We start from the raw sequence: 16,118 nt of genomic DNA, 5'->3' as shown, positions 1-16,118 counted from the left end.
CTGCTCGGATGCCCGTTAACCGGGCTTGGTCGGAATCCTAGCGGTTTTCCGACTCACTTGCCAGCGCAAAGCGCGCCGCGATTCGGGCGATTCGGCGGGACCATGCCGCCACGGCGCGACACGAGGGTGGCGGCCGCACCGCGGGGTGGTCGCACGTATACGTGCGGCCGCCCCGTGGGGGCGGTGCGGCCGCCACCCGGGCCATTGGGCCCGGGTGAAGCCCGACCGTCACGCGAAACGGCAGGTTCGGGCCCGTGGCCCAAAGGTCCGCAGGACGGCCGCGCACGACCCGCCCCACCGGGTCGTGCGCCCAAGGCGCCCGCCCCGGCGTGTCGCGCGCGTCCCTACCGGCGGTCACGCGAAACGCCCCACCGGGGCCTTTCGCGCGCCCTTGCGCCCAATGTCCAGAAATCAGCAAAAAAAGGCGCCCGCCCCCTTCGCGATCCCCACCCCGCCCTGCGGGAGCCGTGCAGACGGCGGGAACGGAAAGATCAGGAACGGACGCCCTAGTCGAAGCCACCTCCCCGGGGACGGGGAAGCGTCCAGAAAGCCTTACGCCACCTTCTCCAGCGCCACCTCCGGCGTGATGCCCAGCGCGCGCACCACCGCCTGCGTCAGATGCGGACGGTTCAACGTGTAGAAATGCAGATCCTCCACGCCCCCCTCGATCAGACGCGCGCAGAGCGTCGTGCACTGCGTCAGCGCCAGCAGATCCTCGCGCCCGTCCCGCGCCGCGACGCGGAACCCCTCGTCCAGCGCCGCAGGCACCTGCGCCCCGCAACGGGCGGCAAACTTCTTCGCCCCCTCCCAGCTGATGACCGGCAGCACGCCGGGAATGATCGGTACATTGATACCCGCCTTCACACAGGCATCCCGAAACCGGAAAAAGGTATCGGCATTGAAGAAGAACTGCGTGATGGCACTTGTCGCCCCCGCATCCACCTTGCGCTTCAGATGCTCCACATCCGCGCCCGCAAAGCCCGCATCGGGATGCGGCTCGGGGTATGCGCCCACGCGGATCTTGAATTTCCCCGTCCGCGCCAGCGCCTCCACCAGCTCGACGGATGACGCGAACCCCTCCGGATGCGCCACGAACCGCTCCGCCCCCTTGGGCGCATCGCCGCGCAGCGCCACGATCTCGGTCACCCCCGCCGCCGCATAGGCCTCGGCAATCTCCAGCGTCTCGGCGCGGGTGGCATCCACACAGGTCAGATGCGCCGCCACGTTCAGCCCGTAATTCCGCCCGATCGCCCCCACCGCCTCATGCGTCAGCTTCCGCGTGGTGCCACCCGCCCCATAGGTCACCGACACGAAGGACGGCTTCAGCGGCGCCAGCATCTGCACCGTCTCCCACAGCCGGAACGACGCATCCAGCGTCTGCGGCGGAAAGAACTCAAAGCTGATGCGCGGGGTCGACATGGGAAACACCTCATCTGTGATGCCCCCTTGTCGCAAATCCCGTGATGTGAGACAAATTCATAATACTCATCATCAACATGAAATCTCCGCATAACCCATGCATCTCGAATTCCGCCACCTCCGCACCATCCGCGCCATCCATCAGGCAGGCGGCCTCGCCCGCGCGGCAGACATCCTGAACATGACGCAATCCGCCCTCTCGCATCAGGTGAAGGGGTTGGAAGATCAGGCCGGGATCGAACTTTTCGTCCGCCGCTCCAAACCCATGCGCCTATCCGCGGCCGGCCTCAGGATGCTGAAACTCGCCGAACGCATCCTTCCTGAGATCGACGCGCTGGAAGAGGAATTCCGCGCCCTGAAATCCGGCAAGACGGGGCGGCTGCACATCGCCATCGAATGCCACGCCTGCTTCGACTGGCTCTTCCCCGTCCTCGAACAATTCCGCCACGCCTGGCCCGAAGTGGACGTGGACATCCGCGCAGGGTTGGCCTTTGACGCCATCCCCGCGCTGCTGCGCGAGGAAGTGGACCTCGTCATCTCCTCCGACCCCCTCCGCCTCGACGGGGTCGTCTACAACCCGCTCTTCGACTACCACCCCACCTTCGTGGCGTCGAAAGACCATCCCATCGCCGCCAAACCATGGGTCGGGGCCGAGGATTTCCGCGACGAGGTCCTCATCACCTACCCCGTCAGCCGCGACAAGCTCGACATCTTCACCGAACTCCTGACCCCGGCCAAGATCGAACCCCGCGGCCAGCGCCCGGTGGAACTGACCGCCGTCATCCTGATGCTGGTGGGATCGAACCGCGGCGTGGCGGTCCTGCCCGACTGGGTGCTGCGCGACGTGCGCAGCCATGCCGACTACATCACCCGCCCCCTTGGGCCGAAGACGATCACCCGCCGCCTCTACGCCGCCACGCGCCAAGAGGACGCCGCCAAACCCTTCATGGCGCATTTCCTGCGCCTGGGCCGGACCGAACCGGTGAAACTGCAACGCGGGCAAGGCGGTTCTTGACGCAAGAACCGCGCCGGAATTTGACGCAAATTCCGGTCCCCGCACCCTCCGCGTCCCCCGATTTCTGCGTGCAGAAATCGCCGCGAAATCTGCGTCAGATTTCGCCTCTCCGCCCCCGCTCCCGCGCCAGCGTCGCCGCCTCCACCTCCGCCAGCCGCCGCAGGGCGCCCGCCACCCCCGACCGCCGCACCTCCCGCTCCCAGATCCGCCGCGCGCTCTCGGCACTCCACGGCAACACCGCCCCCTTCAGCCACAACCGCAAGGGCGCGGGCAGCGCGTCATGCGCCCGCATCGGGCAGCCTTCCCGCCACCGCGCCAGGGGTGATCGCAGATTCCTCATGCCGCGCGCCATGCCGGAAACGGGTCCGCCATCCCCGCCCAATCCTCCGGCAGCAATCCCGCCGCAGGCACCAGCGCCCCCTCCAGCGCCGCCTCGATCGCCGCGCGGTCCATCCCATGCCCGATGAACACGATCTCCTGCCGCCGGTCCCCCCATGGCTCGGCCCAGACCGCCTGCACCGACGCCAGCCCCTCGCCCCCCTTGGGCCAGCGCGCCGCAGGCACCGCCGCCCACCACTTGCCCAAAGGCGCAACCGAACTCACCGCCCCCGCCAGCGAAAACTCCGCCGCCCAGTCCGGCCGCGTCGCCAGCCAGAAATGCCCCTTCGCGCGGATCACCCCCGGCAGATCACCGTTCAGCACCGCATGGACCCGCGCCGGATCGAACGGTCGCCGCGCACGAAAGACAAAGCTTTCGATCCCGTATTCCTCGCTTTCGGGCACATGCGACGCGAAGCCGTACAACTCCTTCGCCCACAAGGGATGCTCCGCCGCGCGGTCGAAATCGAACAACCCCGTCCCCAGCACCGCGTCCGGATCGACCGCCCCCCGATCCACCTCGATCACCCGCGCATCGGGGTTCAGCGCCGCAATGATCCGGCGCGCCGCCGCCACCCGCTCCGGCCCCGCATCGCCGACCTTGTTCAGCACGACCACATTGGCAAACTCGATCTGCTCCACCAGAAGGTTGACCAGCGTCCGCCCGTCCTCTTCCGGCACCTCCACCCGCGCCGCCAGAAAATCGTGGCTAGAGAAATCGCGCAGCAGGTTCACCGCATCCACCACCGTCACCATCGTATCCAGCCGCGCCACATCCGACAGGCTCACCCCCTCCGCATCGCGGAAATCGAAAGTCGCCGCCACGGGAAGCGGTTCCGAAATCCCGCTCGATTCGATCAGCAGATGGTCGAACCGCCCCGCCTCGGCCAACACCCGCACCTCGGCCAGCAGGTCATCCCGCAGGGTGCAGCAGATGCAGCCATTGGTCATCTCGACCAGCTTCTCCTCCGCCTGCCGCAACTCCGCCCCCGCGCGGATCAGGTCGGCATCGATATTCACCTCTGCCATGTCATTCACGATCACCGCCACGCGCAGCCCCTGCCGGTTGTTCAGCACATGGGACAGAAGCGTGGTCTTCCCCGCGCCAAGGAAACCGGACAGGACCGTGACCGGCAAGCGGAAATCGGCAGGGGTGGCAGGGGTGGCAGGCATGGGCGACTCCGTAATGTTATACTATAACACACATGCCGCAGACCAGGCCCCGAGTCCAGCCCCACGGCCCCGCAAACCCTTTCGATAGGATTTGCAGATTCTGCCAAAGCCCGCGCTGGCCGGCCCCCCGCCAGAGACGTGGTTAACGCCCCCTGACCCCGCCGCGCGTATGTACAGCCTGCGGCACAGCGCGCGGCACAACCAACGCACAGCCCCGAACCGGCCCGCCAAACGGATTTACACAGCGCCCGCAGGCACTTGCCCCGCCCCCGCGCCCCGCCGCGCCCACCACGCCCCGATCCGCCGCTGCCCCCATGTCAGCGCAACACCCACCCCGACCCCCGCCACAACGGACAGCGCCGAAAACGCCCATGCCGGCAGCCACGCCTCCCACCCCGCCATCGCCACCTCGGGCACCAGACGGTGGGTCAGGTAGATCAGGTAACTCGACGCCGCGACCGGCAGTACCAGCCCCCGCAGCCATGCCGGACAGCGCAGCCTCGGCACGAACAACAGCAACGCCAAGACCCCGAAAATGCAGGAATATTTCAGCCACGCCCCGTACCAGTTCCCGCCAAGGAAAGCGACCAGCGGCATCACCACCCCCGCCAGCCCCAGCACGACCCACCGCCGCCGTGCCGTATCCGCACAACCCACAAGCCAGCCGAAACAGGCCAGATAGGCCACCCAAGGCACGGTGAACAACCGCCGCCCCCCAAGGCCCAGCAGGTCCGCCCCCCACAGCCGCAGCACCATCGCCCCGCCCAGCGCATAAAGCCCCGCACGAAAGGGATTTTCCCGCACCACCCGCCGCACCGCAGGCACCATCGCCAGCCCTGCCAGCAGCAGCAGCATCTGCACATAGGCCTCGACGAACCAGTACAGGAACGGCAACCGGTCATGCGTCACCGGATCCCCGATCCCGAAATTCGACACCAGAAACAGCGACCCCCACGGCACCTGCCCCCATGCCAGCGCATAACCCAGCAAGATCAGATAGTAAGGCACCAGCACCCGCCCCAGCGGCCGCAGCAGATGCATCCAGTCCCCCGCCGCGACCGCCGCCCGCTGGAACCGCGCCCAGACCAGCCCGACCAGCACCACCATCGCCGCCGCCCCGCCATAGACCGGCCACAGCGTCTCATGCGTCACGACGACCGCCAGAATGGCCCCCGCCCGCACGGCAAGCTCCGTTGACACCTCCGACCGCCCCGCGCCCCGCTCCAGCCGCGACAGGGTGGCAAGGCTCGTCTCCTCCCACCCCTCCGGCACGCGGCCCAAGGCCCGCTCCAGCGCCAATGCCAGTTCCACATGCCGCAGACTGTCGCCCCCCAGCGAGGCGAAGCTGTCACCCCCCGTCACCGGCACCGGATGGAAACAGGCGCGGAACGCGGCCTCGACACCCTCGACCGCATCCGTCCGGTCGCGGGGCAGGTCCATCCGACCCAGTGCCGCATAATCCACCTTGCCCGACGGCAGTCGCGGCAAGGCCCCGACCGCAAAGGCCACGACCGACCGCCGCATCACCCCCGCGATTTCCGCCGCGATTTCCGCAACTTCACCGCAATCCGCCCCGCCCTCGTAGGCCACGCGCAACCCGTCATCCCCGCCAAGGACCGCCGCCCGCAGCCCCCGCGCCGCCAGCCCCGCCTCCACCGCGTCATGCCCGATCCGCACGCCCGCGATCTTCGACATCCGCCGCTTGCGCCCGACGATGCGCCAGACCCCGTCCGCCTCGCAGCGCGCGATGTCTCCGGTGGCCAGTTCCGCCACATCGTGCCCCCGCGCCAGATCGGCCCGCGCGGTGGCGTAACCCATCATTACATTCGGCCCGCGATAGACCAGCTCTCCCTCGCCCCCCGCCGCATCCCGCAGCGACAGAGCACCCCCCGGAACCGCAAGACCGATGCACCCCGCCCGCTCCACCGCCATCTCCGCCGGCAGGCAGGCAATCCGCGCCACCGCCTCGGTCTGGCCATACATCGCATGGAACCGCCCGCCCCGCGCCGCCATCGCCGCGGCAAACCGCCGCTGCACCGCAGGCGCCAACCCGCCCCCCGCCACGGCCAGAAACCGCAGCGCGGGCAGGTCCGCGCCCAAAAGACCCGCACGCTCCAGCAGGTCATACCCCATCGGCACGGTCTGGATGTTGCTGATCCGCAACGCCGTGCAGCGATCCAGAAACCCCGCGCCCAGTATCCCGCCCCCTGCCAGCCAGACCGACGCCCCCGCCGCCAGATGCGATGTCAGCACCGACAGTCCAAACGAGTACTGCAATGGCAAGACCAGCGCCGCCCGATCCCCCGCCACAAGGCCAAGCACCTCTCCGATCTGGCGCGCATTGGCCGCCACCGCCGCGCGCGACAGGCGCACCGCCTTGCCATGTCCGGTCGATCCCGACGTCATCAGCACCAGCGCCAGATCGGGATGCGGCGCCACCGCCCCGCCCCGCCCGTCCAGCATCAGCCGCCAGCGCCCGCCCGTCCGCGCAAACACCGCCTCCGGCGCGAAATCCCGCCGGAACCGCGCCATTGCCGCGCCGTCACCTGCGGGCAGCAAGGCCACCGCATGCCCCGCCGACCAAGCACCGAGCAGCGCCGCAATCCCCTCTTCCGACGCTTCGGCCTCCAGCGCGACCAGCTTGCGCCCTGCCCCCAGCCGCCGCCCGACCTCGGCCGCGCGCGCGGCCACACGGGCATAGCTCACCACAGCGCCGCCATGGGTCACCAGACAGGGCGCATCGCCACGGGCAGCAAGGTCGTCCAGATCGAAAGGCATGGCAGGGCACGTCTTGGCAAAGGGCAGGAGGGGTCGCATTTCCGCCCTGATAGATTTCCCAAGTTTTTCAGTCAACATAAATTCCCGACTGTTTGACTTGGATTTATCCGCCCCCCATCCTGCACGCGGCCCACAGTCCCCCTTCCCTTCCCCCCCGCCCCCGTGTAATGCACCGCCCCTGATCCCTCACCTCCCGGAGCCCCTGCAATGCAAGGCAGCGCGAACCTCAACCTGATGATCAAGGCCGCCCGCAAGGCAGGCCGCTCGCTGGTCAAGGACTTCCGCGAGGTCGAGAACCTTCAGGTCTCCTCCAAAGGCCCCGGCGACTTCGTCTCCCGCGCCGACCGCGAGGCGGAACGCCTGATCAAGGAAGAACTGTTGGGCGCCCGCCCCACCTATGGCTGGCTGGGCGAAGAGACGGGCGGTCAGGACGGGGCCGATCCCACCCGCCGCTGGATCGTCGATCCGCTGGACGGGACCACCAATTTCCTGCACGGCATGCCGCACTGGGCCGTGTCCATCGCGCTGGAACACAAGGGCGACATCGTCTCGGCCGTGGTCTATGACGCGGCCAAAGACGAACTTTTCTGGGCCGAAAAGGGCGCAGGCGCGTGGATGAACGACCGCCGCATGCGCGTCTCCGGCCGGCGCGAGATGCACGAGGCCGTCTTTGCCACCGGCGTCCCCTTCGGCGCGAAATCCACCCTTCCCGCCACCTTGCAGGATCTTGCCCGCCTGATGCCCGCCTGCGCGGGCGTCCGCCGCTGGGGCGCGGCCTCGCTCGACCTCGCCTATGTCGCGGCAGGCCGCTACGACGGCTATTGGGAGCGCGAGCTTCAGCAATGGGACATCGCCGCGGGCCTTCTGCTGGTGCGCGAGGCGGGCGGTTTCGTCTCGGCCATCCGCGACGGTGACGACCCGCTGGTCAAGGGCGCGCTGATCTGCGCCAACGAACCCCTGTTCGAACCCTTCCGCAAGATCATCCGCGGCGAATAATCCCGCCGGACCAAGGCGTTACCCCCAAGGCCCCCGCCCGCCCCGCCTGACCCGCGGGACGGATGTCCGCACCATGCGATACTCCGCCTCCGGATGCGGCGGCGCGCCATGCGTCCGGCTCCAGAACCCCGTCCCGCCACGGCGCAGCCACAGCGGCACCGACGCCGCCAGCCCCGCCACGAAACCGCCCACATGCGCCCAATAGGCCACGCCTCCCATGTCGGCAGGCGTCATCCAGCCGCTGCCCAGCTGGATCGCGAACCAGATGCCCAGAACGATCCATGCGGGGATCGGAATGATCCGGAAAAACACCACGAAAAAGAAGAACACATCCACCCGCGCCTTGGGAAACAGCAGGAGATAGCCCCCCATCACCCCCGCAATGGCCCCCGACGCCCCCACCATCGGCACCATCGATTGCGGCTCGGCCAGATACTGCAACACCGCCGCGCCAAATCCCGACAGCAGATAGAATCCCAGATAGGGCAGATGCCCCATCTCCTCCTCCAGATTGTCGCCGAAGATGTGCAGAAACAGCATGTTGCCCAGCAGATGCATCCATCCCCCGTGCAGGAACATGGAACTGACAAAGGTCCAGTACCCCTCGCCATAGCTGATCCGCGCGGGCACCAGCCCGAATTCCATGAAGAACCGCCCCAGCGCCTCTTCCGATGGCAGGCCCAGCCAATAGGCCACAAAGATCAGGACATTCGCCCCGATCAGGCACAGCGTGACGATGGGCCTGCGGCCCGACGGGTTATGGTCGCGGATCGGGAACATGTGACCAGCGTCCCGCAGCCCGCCCCCGCCGTCAACCCCGCCGTCACCCCCGCCCGCTCAGATCTCCATCATCACCACGGGGATCAGCGACAGGACCAGCAGCCCCGCCATCGCCCAGTTGAACGCCCGCAGCCGCGCCGGATGGTCCAGCCAGCGCCGCAGCCCCTGCCCCGCCGCGGCCCAGACCGACACGCTGGGCAGGTTGACCGCCGCGAACACCACCGCCACCGCCGCATAGGCGCCGACCGAAGGCTCCGGCACATAGGCCGCCACCGCGCCCAGCGCCATGGCCCATGCCTTGGGGTTCACCCATTGAAAGGCAGCCGCCTGCAGGAACGTCATCGGTCGCCCCGCCGCCTTGCCCCCTCGCGGCGCGCCCGGCCCGTTCGTCGCATGGGCGATCTTCCACGCCAGCCACAGCATATAGGCCACCGCCCCCAGCTTCAGCGCGACCAGCGCCAGCGGATGCGCCAGAAACACCCCCGCCACGCCAAGCCCCACCAGAAAGACCATCACCGAATGACCGACCGAGATGCCCAGCATATGCGGCACCGTCCGCCGCAGCCCGAAATTCACACCCGACGCCAGCAGCATCATGTTGTTCGGCCCCGGCGTGACCGAGGTGACGAAGGCAAAGCCCAGCAGGGCAAAGAAAAGCTCGTATGTCATGCCGCGATCCCTAGCACCCTGCCGCAGGCGCGATCCATCATCATCATCACGCCCCCTCGCCACAGGAATTTACGTATTTTACGTAAATGTCTGCCTGCGGTCCGGCCCCGCGCGGCAAGGCACCGCTACCCGAACCCACGCACTGCCGCTGCCAGAGCGGGACTCTCTTTCGCCGCCTGCGCCAGAGACACCCCCGCCATCGCCGCCGCCCATGCATCCTGCAACGACCGCACCCCCGCCGCAGGCCCATCGGGATGCGCCATGATCCCGCCGCCCGCCGCAAAGATCAGATCCGCCGTCCCCAGCGCCGCCCATGTCCCATGCGCCTGCAAGGCCGTCTGACCGGATGAAAAGACAGGCATCGTCACCCCCGCATGCCCCCCCGACAGCGGCGACAGCAATGACCGTGCCGACACCATGACACTGTCATCGCCTTCGCAGAACTTGTTGGCCAGACCGTTGACATGCATGTGATCCGCCCCCGCCAGCCGCCACAGCTTGGACCACGCCGCATAGTCGAACCCCAGCGCGGGATGGCGCGACAGATACCCCCAGCCGTTGCGGTGCAGATGGATCGGCAACCGCGCATGCCGCCGCAGCGCCAGCATCCCCGTCAGCCCCACCGAATTTGCGCTGACCATCACGCAGCTACCCCCCTCGCGCAGCACCAGATCATGCCGCGCCCGCATCTCGTCCACCTCGCCGGTCAGGTTGAAGGCATACATCACCGCCTTCCCCGTCCGCTCGGCATGGGCGCGGATCACCGCCATCACCGCCCGCACGCGGTCGTCGAAGGGGCAGACCGCGCCGTCCGCCTGCAACTCGTCATCCTTGATGAAATCGATCCCCGCCGCGCAGAGCGTGTCGACCATCGCCGCCGTCTCTTCGGCCGTCAGCCCGATCGACGGCTTGATGATCGTGCCGATCAGCGGCCGCCCCTCCACCCCCGACAGCGCCCGCGTGCCCGTCACACCAAAGGCCGGACGCGGGCATCCCGCCACGAAGCCTTCGGGAAAACGCAGATCGACCAGCCGCAACCCCGCCACGCAGTTCAACTCGAACAGGTTGCCCGCCACGGTCGCCATCACGTTGGGCAGGCTGATCCCCGTATTGGCCACCGGCCATGACAGCACCAGCCGCGCCCGCCGATAGGCCCCGCCCGCCGCCCCGGGCAGCGATGGCCCCGCGCAAGGCCCCAGCTCCTCCAGCACCTCCACCCGCGCGGCCGACCGCGCCTTCAACGCCTCCGTCTCCCCCGGCACCGGCCTGAACGTGCCCGAGGACTGCTCGCCCGCGATCACCGCCGCCGCCTTCTCCGGCGGCCACGCGGTTTCCAGCATGTATTCCGCCTCGAACCGCTCCATCACGCTCCCCACCTCAGGCCCCCGTCACATTCAGATAGACCGCCATCAAGGCCCGCGTCGCGCAGATGAACAGCCGGTTGCGCGCCGGTCCGCCAAAGCACAGGTTCGCCGCCACCTCGGGCAGCCGGATGCGCCCGATCAGCACCCCGTCCGGCGCGATGCACTCCACCCCGCCCTCTGCCGCCACCCAGACATTGCCCAGCCGGTCGCAGCGCAGCCCGTCATAGAACCCCGTCGACGCCGCATGGAACAGCCGCCCCGCCACGGGCCGCCCCCCCTCCATCCGGTAGACACGGATGCAGGACGGCTGCGCCCCGCTGTCGGCCACGTAAAGCACCGCCCCGTCGGGCGAAAAGCACAGCCCGTTCGGCTGCACCAGATCGTCCAGCACGGCCTCAACCCCGCCCTCCACCGCACGATAGACCCGCCGCGCGCCGATCTCGCTTTCGGCCCGCGCGCCCTCGTATTCGGTGGAAATGCCGTATGTCGGATCGCTGAACCACACCGCGCCATCCGGCCCCTCGACCAGATCGTTTGGCGAATTCAGCCGCCTGCCCTGCCACTCTGCCGCGATCACCGTGACCGACCCGTCATGTTCGAACCGCACCACCCGCCGCGTCTGGTGTTCGCAGGCCAGCACCCGCCCCGCACGGTCCAGCGTGTGGCCATTGGCAAAGCCCGACGGCACGCGGAACGGCCCCACCGCCCCCGTCATCTCGTCCCAGCGCAGCACGCGGTCGTTGGGGATGTCGGAAAACAGCAGATGTCGCGCGGCGGGCACATAGACCGGCCCCTCCAGCCACCGCCCGCCGGTCCACAAGGTATCGACATGAACATTGGGCAGGATCAGCGCGGCAAAGCGCGCATCCAGAACCTCGAACCAGTCGGTGATCATCCGCGCCCCCCCGTTCCGCGTCACCCCATCAGGTGATGCGCCTGATACTGGCCGTGATCTCGTCCCAGTCAAAGACCCGCTTCCAGTCGTCCTTCATCAGGACCGGAATCCCGTATTGGATCGCCTTGTTGCAGGCGTCCGAAAACACGCCCTGACGTTCCTCGAACAGCACAGCGCCAAGGATGTTCATATGGCCCAGCAGGAAATCCCGCGCGCATTCTTTGCTGACGCCACTGCGCGCCACGCATTCATCCATCGCCTCGCGCATCACCGTCATCAGCGACGCGCAGACCGTTTCCGACAAGCCGGGTTCCAGCATCGCCATCTGCGCCACCGTCACCTCGTGGCTGCGCACCACCGGCGCATAGATCGCCCGCGCGATGGCCTCGCCCACCGCATAATGCGCGCGCGGGCCCTGCATCAGCGCGCAGACGATCCCCTGCTTGGCCGCCACGCCGCCGAAATGGTCGGCCTTGCCCTCGGGCGTGACCTCGTCGTTATAGATCGGCGGGTGGCAGGGATGGGTGATGAAATAGGTGATATCCGCCCGTTCCGGCAGATGCCCCGCATAGGGCGCCGCGGCGTCGAGGATCACCACCACCGTCCCCGCCGCCAGCTTCGGCACGACCTCCTGCGCGACCTTGCCGATATGGGTGTCGGGCACGGCAAGGATCACCGCATCCGCCCCCGCGATCGCCGCCTCTGCCGGCACGCAGTCGAAACCCAGCGCCTCCTTCAGCCGCGCCTGCCCCGCCGCACTCACCTCGACATGGGCGACATGATAATCGGTCTTGGCCAGATTGGTGGACAGGCGAACACCCATCTTTCCGCCCGCGCCGAACAGGGCAATCTTGGTCATCGCTGGGTTCCTCTCGGGAAGGGTTGATGCCAACTGGTATGATCTCATAACATCCCTTGCGTCAAGCCAGCACGAAGGACGCGCCATGACCAGCCCCTCCCCCCTCATCGCGTGGTATGGCGACGACTTCACCGGATCGGCCGCGGTGATGGAGGTTCTCGCCTTCGCGGGCATCCCGTCGGTCCTCTTCACCGCCATCCCCGACGCGGCCCTTGCCGCCCGCTTCGCCCATTGCCGCGCGCTCGGCATTGCCTCAACCGCCCGCAGCCACGGGCCGGACTGGATGGGGGAAAACCTCCCCGCCCCCCTCGCATGGCTCCACGCCACGGGGGCAGAGCTTTTGCATTACAAACTCTGCTCCACCTTCGACTCCTCCCCCACGCTGGGCAGCATCGGCCGCGCGCTGGAAATCGCCCTGACCATCCGCCCCGCCCGCGCCGTTCCCCTGCTGACCGCCGCCCCGCAGATGCGCCGCTACCAGTCCTTCGGCCACCTCTTCGCAGGCAGCCCCGACGGCGTCTTCCGCCTTGACCGCCACCCCGTCATGTCCCGCCATCCCGCCACCCCGATGGACGACTCCGACCTGCTGCGCCACCTTGCCCGCCAGACCGCCCTCGCCTCGGCACTGATCGACCTCGAAGCCCTCTCCACCGCCCCGCAAACCCGCTGGACCGAGGCGATGGCGACGGGCGCGCGCATCCTGTCCATCGACAGCATCGATGCCGAGACCGAGACCGCCGCAGGCCGCCTCATCTGGGAAAACCGCAAGGATTGCAGCCTTGTCGCGGGCAGTCAGGGGGTGGAATACGCCCTTGTGCGCCAGTGGCAACAGACCGGCCTCCTGCCATCCGCGCCCCCCGCCCCCTCGGCCGGTGCCGTTGCACGGATCATCGCCGTCTCGGGTTCCGTCTCGGCCGTCACGGCGGCGCAGATCGGATGGGCGGGTGCCAACGGCTTTGCCCTGATCCCCTTCGACGCAACCGCCGCCTGCCGCGACGACAACAGCCTCGCGGCCGAGGAATCCCGCCTCACCGCCGCCGCGGCCGAAGCCGCCGCCCGCGGCCAAAGCCCGCTCATCCATTCCGCCGCGGGCCATGACGACCCCGCCGTCGCCCGCTTCCGCGCGGCCCTGTCCTCTGCGCGGATCGCCCCCGAAACCGCCAACCGCCGCATCGGCGAAGCGCTGGGCCGCATCCTGTCGGCCACCCTGCGCGCCACCGGCATTTCCCGCGCCGTCATCTCGGGCGGCGACACCTCGGGCCACGCCCTGCGCCAACTGGACCTGCAGGCGCTCACCGCGCTGGCCCCCACTATCCCCGGCGCGGCGCTGTGCACCGCCCATGGCAGCGCCCCGCATGACGGGTTGCAGATCGCGCTGAAGGGCGGACAGATGGGATCGCAGGATTACTTCGGCTGGATCCGCGCCGGCGGCGGCCCCCGCATCTGACGCCGCAGTCATCATACCAGTGCCGCGACTTAACCCACCTTCACAGCCCGCGCCCCATCCCCTACCCTGCCTGCGTCACAACCCATGGGAGGGACAGGCCATGACCGAACGCCAACTTGCCTTCGAAACGCTGCAAATCCACGCGGGCACAGCCGCCGACCCCGCCACCGGCGCGCGGCAGGTGCCGATCTACCAGACCACGGCCTATGTCTTCCGCGATGCCGACCACGCGGCCAAACTCTTCAACCTGCAGGAAATCGGCTACATCTACTCGCGCCTGACGAACCCCACCGTCTCGGCGCTCGCCAACCGCGTCTGCGCGCTGGAAGGCGGGGCGGGGGCCATCTGCTGCTCGTCCGGTCACGCCGCGCAGATCATGGCGCTCTTCCCGCTGATGGGACCGGGCAAGAACATCATCGCCTCCACCCGCCTTTACGGCGGCACGATGACCCAGTTCAGCCAGACCATCAAACGCTTCGGCTGGTCGGCCAAGTTCGTCGATTTCGACGACCTCGCCGCGCTCGAGGCCGCCGTCGATGACGACACCCGCGCCATCTTCTGCGAGTCGATCGCCAATCCGGGCGGCTACATCACCGACCTCGACGCCGTCGCAGGCGTGGCCGACAAGGTCGGTCTGCCGCTGATCGTCGACAACACCTCGGCCACCCCTTATCTCTGCCGCCCCATCGAACATGGCGCGACGCTGGTCGTCCATTCCGCCACCAAATACCTGACCGGCAACGGCACCGTCACGGGCGGCATCGTGGTCGACTCAGGGAAATTCGACTGGTCGAAATCGGGCAAGTTCCCGTCCCTCTCCGAACCCGAACCCGCCTATCACGGGCTGGCCTTCCACCCCGCGCTGGGGGCGATGGCCTTTACCTTCCACTCCATCGCGGTGGGGCTGCGCGACCTTGGCATGACCATGAACCCGCAGGGCGCCCATTACACGCTGATGGGGATCGAGACGCTCTCGCTCCGCATGGACCGGCATGTGGAAAACGCCCGCAAGGTGGCCGAATGGCTGGAGAAGGACCCCCGCATCGACTACGTCACCTATGCGGGCCTGCCCTCCTCGCCCTATCACCACCGCGTCGCGCGCATCTGCCCCAAGGGGGCGGGCGCGCTTTTCACCTTCGCGGTCAAAGGGGGCTATGACGCCTGCGTCAAGCTGATAGACAACGTCAAACTGTTCAGCCACGTGGCAAACCTTGGCGACACCCGCTCGCTCATCATCCACTCGGCCAGCACCACCCACCGCCAGCTGACCGAGGAACAGCAGATCAAGGCCGGCGCCGCCCCGAACGTGGTGCGCGTGTCCATCGGCATCGAACATGCCGACGACATCATCGCCGATCTCGATCAGGCGCTGGCCGCCGCCACCGCCTGACCACGGCGCAACAGACGCAAAGGGGCGCCACCGGCGCCCCTTTTGGTGTCCGGAGCGATCCGGAACCGCGCTACTGCGCGATCTCCCAGGTGATCGTCACCGCCGCCACCATCCCGACCTCGCCCGCCTCCACCGGCACCGCCGCGTCCGACGCCATGGCCGCTTCCATCCGGTACATCGGCATGGGCGGCGCCATCCCGCCGCTCTCGCTGATCGACAGGATGCGCCCCAGCGACGCCCCCGCTGCCCCCACCAGCAGCTCCGCCCGCGCCTTCGCCTCGGCAACCGCCTCCTTGCGGGCCTCGTCCATCAGCGGATCGGGATCGGCCAGCCCGAAGGAAATACCGTTCAGCGTATTGGCCCCGTCCGCCACGACCGCATCCAGAACCCCGCCCAGCCCCTCCAGCGCGCGCACCCGCACCGTCACCATGTTCGACGCCACATAGCCATCGATCACCGCCGCGCTGCTGCCATCGGCGGGCGCCACCCAGTTGGGGTTGAGGCTCAAGTTCGAGGTCTGTATATCCTTCGCCTCCACCCCCGCGCCCTTCAACCGCCCGATCACCGCGGCCAGCGCGGCACTTGCCCCCGACATCGCCTCGGCCGCCGTCTCGCCCTGCGCCGTCACGCCAAGGCTGACCGTCGCCAGATCGGGCGCGGCCAGAACCTCGCCCTCGCCCGTCACGGTGATCGTGGCAGGGGGCGCTGCCGTCTCTGCCGCAAGGGCGGGCAGACCCGACGCCGCCACCCCCGTCAGGGCCGAGGCCACCAGAAGGCCGGAAAGGATGCGCATGAAACGAACTCCTGTGCTAAGATATGCCGACTACACCCCCGCCCGTTCCGGCAGGCAAGCCACAACCCCGTGTCCCGTGCTTTCCTTCGGCAAAAAGCTGCTGTAGGAACTTCCCGACCTCCGCGCCGCATTCCCGCATCGCCGAAAGCTGTGCTAGACCCC

The 16,118-nt window shown here is 68.3% G+C and carries 14 protein-coding genes; 4 read left to right on the top strand and 10 right to left on the bottom strand.

Translation table 11 applies throughout. The annotated features are described in order from the left end of the window. Positions 1-552: 552 nt before the first annotated feature. Positions 553-1,419 (bottom strand): methylenetetrahydrofolate reductase [NAD(P)H], encoded by an 867-nt coding sequence (metF, locus tag GU927_RS03060; protein ID WP_161760887.1) that lies wholly within the window; start codon positions 1,417-1,419, stop codon positions 553-555. Between the two features lie 97 nt (positions 1,420-1,516). On the opposite strand from metF, the gene GU927_RS03055 reads away from it, so the two are divergent. Further along, positions 1,517-2,434, top strand: a complete 918-nt coding sequence (locus tag GU927_RS03055) for a LysR family transcriptional regulator (protein WP_161760886.1) — start codon at positions 1,517-1,519, stop codon at positions 2,432-2,434. Positions 2,435-2,528: 94 nt separating this feature from the next. Here GU927_RS03055 and GU927_RS03050 read toward each other — a convergent pair whose 3' ends face one another. The 3 genes from GU927_RS03050 to GU927_RS03040 form a co-directional block, all read right to left on the bottom strand. Beyond that, complete coding sequence (locus GU927_RS03050) at positions 2,529-2,774, bottom strand: DUF6525 family protein (protein ID WP_217765515.1); 246 nt, start codon at positions 2,772-2,774, stop codon at positions 2,529-2,531. Then, on the bottom strand, positions 2,771-3,985 hold the full coding sequence (locus GU927_RS03045; RefSeq protein WP_161760884.1) for a GTP-binding protein: 1,215 nt from the start codon (positions 3,983-3,985) through the stop codon (positions 2,771-2,773). Before GU927_RS03045 ends, GU927_RS03050 begins: the two co-directional genes overlap by 4 nt. A gap of 237 nt (positions 3,986-4,222) precedes the next feature. Then, positions 4,223-6,802 (bottom strand): AMP-binding protein, encoded by a 2,580-nt coding sequence (locus GU927_RS03040; protein ID WP_232489110.1) that lies wholly within the window; start codon positions 6,800-6,802, stop codon positions 4,223-4,225. Positions 6,803-6,970: 168 nt separating this feature from the next. Between GU927_RS03040 and GU927_RS03035 the strand changes: the two genes are divergently transcribed. Continuing rightward, positions 6,971-7,759: an inositol monophosphatase family protein gene (locus tag GU927_RS03035; protein ID WP_161760882.1), complete on the top strand. Its 789-nt coding sequence runs from the start codon at positions 6,971-6,973 to the stop codon at positions 7,757-7,759. A gap of 18 nt (positions 7,760-7,777) precedes the next feature. Here the strand turns inward: GU927_RS03035 and GU927_RS03030 are convergent, their stop codons facing one another. The 5 genes from GU927_RS03030 to GU927_RS03010 form a co-directional block, all read right to left on the bottom strand. Then, on the bottom strand, positions 7,778-8,539 hold the full coding sequence (locus GU927_RS03030; RefSeq protein ID WP_161760881.1) for a rhomboid family intramembrane serine protease: 762 nt from the start codon (positions 8,537-8,539) through the stop codon (positions 7,778-7,780). A 57-nt stretch (positions 8,540-8,596) separates the two neighbouring features. Beyond that, on the bottom strand, positions 8,597-9,208 hold the full coding sequence (locus GU927_RS03025) for a LysE family translocator (RefSeq protein ID WP_161760880.1): 612 nt from the start codon (positions 9,206-9,208) through the stop codon (positions 8,597-8,599). A 125-nt stretch (positions 9,209-9,333) separates the two neighbouring features. Continuing rightward, a complete protein-coding gene (locus GU927_RS03020) occupies positions 9,334-10,572 on the bottom strand; it encodes a ribulose-bisphosphate carboxylase large subunit family protein (protein WP_161761115.1) in 1,239 nt (412 codons plus the stop codon). Between the two features lie 13 nt (positions 10,573-10,585). Beyond that, positions 10,586-11,467 (bottom strand): SMP-30/gluconolactonase/LRE family protein, encoded by an 882-nt coding sequence (locus GU927_RS03015; RefSeq protein WP_161760879.1) that lies wholly within the window; start codon positions 11,465-11,467, stop codon positions 10,586-10,588. A gap of 28 nt (positions 11,468-11,495) precedes the next feature. Then, positions 11,496-12,326 (bottom strand): phosphogluconate dehydrogenase C-terminal domain-containing protein, encoded by an 831-nt coding sequence (locus GU927_RS03010; RefSeq protein WP_232489109.1) that lies wholly within the window; start codon positions 12,324-12,326, stop codon positions 11,496-11,498. A gap of 85 nt (positions 12,327-12,411) precedes the next feature. On the opposite strand from GU927_RS03010, the gene GU927_RS03005 reads away from it, so the two are divergent. Both GU927_RS03005 and GU927_RS03000 read left to right on the top strand, forming a co-directional pair. After that, positions 12,412-13,773: a four-carbon acid sugar kinase family protein gene (locus GU927_RS03005; RefSeq protein WP_161760877.1), complete on the top strand. Its 1,362-nt coding sequence runs from the start codon at positions 12,412-12,414 to the stop codon at positions 13,771-13,773. A 100-nt stretch (positions 13,774-13,873) separates the two neighbouring features. After that, positions 13,874-15,163, top strand: a complete 1,290-nt coding sequence (locus tag GU927_RS03000) for an O-acetylhomoserine aminocarboxypropyltransferase/cysteine synthase family protein (RefSeq protein ID WP_161760876.1) — start codon at positions 13,874-13,876, stop codon at positions 15,161-15,163. A gap of 70 nt (positions 15,164-15,233) precedes the next feature. Here the strand turns inward: GU927_RS03000 and GU927_RS02995 are convergent, their stop codons facing one another. Then, positions 15,234-15,956 carry an SIMPL domain-containing protein gene (locus tag GU927_RS02995; RefSeq protein WP_161760875.1) on the bottom strand — a complete coding sequence of 241 codons (723 nt, stop codon included), beginning with the start codon at positions 15,954-15,956 and terminating at the stop codon, positions 15,234-15,236. Positions 15,957-16,118 lie beyond the last annotated feature (162 nt).

The sequence above is a fragment of the Paragemmobacter amnigenus genome (assembly GCF_009908265.2).
Taxonomy (GTDB): domain Bacteria; phylum Pseudomonadota; class Alphaproteobacteria; order Rhodobacterales; family Rhodobacteraceae; genus Paragemmobacter; species Paragemmobacter amnigenus.
Note: the sequence above shows the minus strand (reverse complement) of the source record. Positions and strands in the feature narration are given on the sequence as shown.